This window comes from Stenotrophomonas sp. A3_2 (assembly GCF_036624925.1).
GTDB classification, from domain to species: domain Bacteria; phylum Pseudomonadota; class Gammaproteobacteria; order Xanthomonadales; family Xanthomonadaceae; genus Stenotrophomonas; species Stenotrophomonas hibiscicola.
This window is the reverse complement of sequence record NZ_JAZKVY010000064.1, coordinates 1-346: the sequence shown is the minus strand read 5'-3', so window position 1 is coordinate 346 and position 346 is coordinate 1. Positions and strand designations below refer to the sequence as shown.

The window sequence follows — 346 nt, the reverse complement described above, 5'->3', positions numbered from 1 at the left end:
TCTGACCATCCTGGAGCGATAAGGACCTGGGGGGGGGGGGCGTGAAAACACTTGCTCGCTATTTGGAAATTATAGTCGATCCCACCTTCGACGACTTTCACTGCAATTCCGGCTCGATCCGTCACGCGTATCTTGCCTGTGCGGCGATCTTCCACGCCGTTGACCGCGCTGCCGAGGAAGGCGGAAGGCGCGCAGCGGTTGTCCGTCAGGCGTGGTGCAAAGAATCGCTCGAATTCAAACTGGTCGACGTCCTCGCGCACCACTTCAAGCACGTGCAAAGTTCTGACGAACAGATACCAGTGGGCCGTGCCGGCATTCCGATCGGATTTGCGTTAGTCTTCGATGA

At 57.5% G+C, this 346-nt stretch carries 1 protein-coding gene; it reads left to right on the top strand.

Annotated elements, in window-relative coordinates; translation table 11 throughout:
* Positions 1-41: 41 nt before the first annotated feature.
* Positions 42-346, top strand: a 305-nt coding sequence (locus tag R5H29_RS01210; protein ID WP_332328599.1) for a hypothetical protein, incomplete at its 3' end; no start/stop codon positions are given.